The 3298-nt window shown below is 68.3% G+C and carries 3 protein-coding genes; 2 read left to right on the top strand and 1 reads right to left on the bottom strand.

The genetic code is table 11. The annotated features are described in order from the left end of the window. Positions 1 to 103 precede the first annotated feature (103 nt). The gene (locus D7W79_RS40520; protein WP_120530543.1) at positions 104 to 1714 is read right to left on the bottom strand and encodes an NHL repeat-containing protein; all 1611 of its coding nucleotides are present in this window, start codon (positions 1712 to 1714) and stop codon (positions 104 to 106) included. Between the two features lie 151 nt (positions 1715 to 1865). Here D7W79_RS40520 and D7W79_RS40515 point away from each other — a divergent pair, with 151 nt between their 5' ends. Then, complete coding sequence (locus tag D7W79_RS40515) at positions 1866 to 2564, top strand: TFIIB-type zinc ribbon-containing protein (RefSeq protein WP_158617177.1); 699 nt, start codon at positions 1866 to 1868, stop codon at positions 2562 to 2564. Positions 2565 to 2727: 163 nt separating this feature from the next. Beyond that, positions 2728 to 3192, top strand: a complete 465-nt coding sequence (locus tag D7W79_RS46125) for a DUF2806 domain-containing protein (RefSeq protein WP_158617176.1) — start codon at positions 2728 to 2730, stop codon at positions 3190 to 3192. Positions 3193 to 3298: the final 106 nt, after the last annotated feature.

Genomic DNA, 3298 nt, shown 5'->3' with positions numbered 1-3298 from the left:
TCCCGGAGGAGCTGCGCGAACCCACGCCCGCCCCGAAGTCGCCGGAGCCCAAGCCGAAGAAGGAGAAGCGCCGCCGCGCGGGGTGAGAGGGGCGCCCGGGCGCTCAGAGGAAGAAGCGGGCAAGGTGCAGGTCCGTGACGACGGGCCAGCGCCCCTCCTTGTCCCGCCGGTCCTCCAGCAGGTCGCTGACGAGCAGGCCCCGGTTCCCGGGCAGCGGGAACAGCCAGCGGGGACGCTCCAGCCGGTAGTTGGGATCCGTCCCCAGGGGGAGGGATGGCCGCGCGGTGAAGGCCGCGTTGCGGGCGCCTTCGCGTGACGTCGGCGTCACGGTGCCGTCCGGCTGCAACGTGAAGACGAAGGCGACCCGCACCTTGCCCGCCGAGCCCCAGTCCGCGGAGGCGATGCGCCCATCCTCCAGGCGCACCAGTACGTCGAGCGGGGGCTGGGTGATCATCCCGGGCAGGGGCTGCAGCTTGCGGTATCCGCCTGTGCCCCACGCCCGGTCCAGGCTGCCAGCGGGCGTCAGCCGGAGCAGCTCCCCGCGATGGCGCAGGGACAGCAGGAGCGCCCCATCCGGTTCCAGCACGGCCCCCGCGACAGTGCCGCCTTCCCGCTCCAGGCCCGGGTTGAGGTCCCCCGCGCCATAGGACGGATCCCGCCGCCCGTCGGGCAGGAAGCGAAGGACGGCCGGGTAGCGGCCCATGGACGCGGGCGAGTCGGGCTGCGGGCGGAGCACCTGGACGAGGGTGAGGAAGCGCCCGTCCGGCAGTGGAAACAGCCTGGGTGCGGCCCCCTCCGTCGTGATGAACACCCAGCCGTCTTCACCAAAGGCGCCGTCCCGGGTGCCATCCGGGAGCAGGCGCAGCAGCGAGGACTTGCGTTGTCCCAGACCGGAGACGAGCGCCCGGCCGTCGGGAAGGACGAACAGGTCGCCCGTGCCCAGGAAGGCCGACCCCATGGAGGGCACGGGGTCGATGAGCAGGACGCCGCCTCTTCCGAAGCCCGGGTCGCGGCTTCCATCCGGCAGGAGGCGCGTGACGAGCAATCCCAGCTGGAAGTCGTCGGTGGCGAAGGTGCCGCTGAGCCAGATCGCGCCGTCGGACGCCACGGCCAGCCCACAGCGCGCCTCGCCGGCGGTCGCGTACGAGCGCCCTTCTGGCACCGGCGTGGTGTGCAGGAGCGTCCCCGCCTCATCGAGCCAGGACACCTCGTAGCCGGAGGGGTAGGCCCGGGCGAGGACGAGCTGTCCATCAGGCGTCGTCGCCGCGCCGCAGACGCCCAGGTTGTCCGGCGTGGGGAGGGACCTGGAGCCGCCCACGCCGAACGACGGATCCACCGCGCCGCCTGATACATCGAACGCCACGGGGACGTCCGTGGCCGCGCGCTGGCCGGCCGCGTTGAAGACTTCGATGCGCGCGGTCACCTGGGTGCCGGCGGGCACGGTGTCGACGACGCGGAAGAGGATCAGCGCCGTGTCCTTGGTGTCCAGCACCCTGGACGTCCGCGCCTCCACGAAGTCTGGCAGGCCGGAGACGCGCAGGAAGAAGTCCCCGGTGATGCCCGCGCGTTGGACCTGAACGGTGAGGCGCGTCTCCCGGCCCGGAGCCAGGCGCAGGGGTGGTGCGGAGACGCTCAGGGACTCGCCTTCGCCACAGGCCGCCGTCAGCAGCAGGCCCACGGCCAGGCAGAGGATGCGCATGGGTTCGCGGGACATCGGGGGCGGACCTCCCTGGGATGGGTCGCGCGCGAGAAGCTACGGAGGTGGCCCCGGCGGCTCCACGCTCTCCTGGGACAAGCGCCCGGCAGTGGACACGGGAGCGCCCGGGTCCCGTTTCCGGGGAAGACCCGGTAGGCTAACGGACGCCATGCAGGCGTGCCCCTTCTGCCAGACGACGATGCGCAACACCTACTCCCGGGGGCTGGTGCGCGACGAGTGCGGTGCGTGCGGCGCCGCCTGGTTCGAGGAGGAGATGCTGGCGAAGGTCGTCGGCGCGCCCACGCTGACGGCCGTGTTCGAGCAGGCGAAGGGCAAGCCCGGACGGTGCAAGGGCTGTGAGGCGTCGCTCCAGTATGTCCCGGGCTGTCCGTCCTGCGGGCGTCAGGCGCCCACCTGCCCCACGTGCGGCGCGGCGCCGCTGCCGGAGGTGGAGCTGCGCGACGTGGCGGTGGATGTCTGCGGGAAGTGCCGGGGCGTGGCGCTGGACGCGGAGGAGCTGGCCCGGCTCCGGAAGGCCACGGAGCCGGAGCCCCGCCACGAGCCCCCGCCCGCCGCCGACTTCGAGCACGAGTACGAGGACCGGCGGAGCCTGAACCTGCTGCCCCGGGTGCGCATCGGCGACGAGCCGGCCTGCGTGACGTGTGGCCGGCGGATGGACGCGCGCTACGGCTTCGTCTGGGAGGAGCGGCTGTACTGTGGAAGCTGCGCGCCGGAGGGCTCCGCGCCCTACACGGACGAGCTGACCAAGGCCCAGCCCAGTGAGACCTACGGCCGCCGCGCCCGGCACCTGAACAACAGCGCCGCGGAGTCCGCCGTCGTGTGGCTGTTGTCGAAGATCTTCAAGTAGCCGTAGGTCCAACGCGCTTAAGCAAAGTAAACATCCAAGCAAGACCGACAAGGCGAGAGGGATATGGAGATCAAAGATCCTGCGAGCCTGTCAGAGCCGGTTCAAAAAAAACAATTCAGACGGTTGCCAATGTAATCGGCGCAGTCGCTCACCCCTGAATTGTTTGACGGGAAGCAAGGGCCATTACGGAAGCCCACGAGATCCTCGCAGAAAGCGGATTGGCGTTCACTTCAGCAACAATGAAAGTCTTCCTGCGCAAATTGCTTCGCAAGTCGCCCATCAAGAGGCGAAACACCAAAGAAACCTCGGTCAATTTGTTGACGCTGCCCATAAAATGCTTCCAGAGAACGTTTCAGGAGATCAAGTAGACTCAGACTGGATCAATCGACTCTTTGCGGTGGCACAGGAAATTCCGAATAAACAGATGCAGCAATCGTGCGGGCGAATGCTGGCTGGCGAAGTAGCTCGGCCGGGCGGATTTTCGCTCAGAACAATTGATTGCCTCCGCAACATGAGCACCTCAGAAGCAATACTCTTCTCGGAACCCTGTGAATCCACGTTTAAAACGAACTGGGGAATGCCTTTTGCACTGTTCGCAGACCCATCCCTAGGGGCTGTCCCTGATTAACGCAGCCAGAGAAGCATGGAAGCGACGTGGAGGACAGCGAGGTAGCAGGTCGCCGTCTTGTCGTAGCGGGTGGCGGCGGCGCGAAAGCGCTTGAGGTCGTGGAAGA

The organism is Corallococcus exercitus (assembly GCF_003611585.1).
In the GTDB taxonomy this organism is placed as follows: Bacteria; Myxococcota; Myxococcia; order Myxococcales; family Myxococcaceae; genus Corallococcus; species Corallococcus exercitus.
Note: the sequence above shows the minus strand (reverse complement) of the source record. Positions and strands in the feature narration are given on the sequence as shown.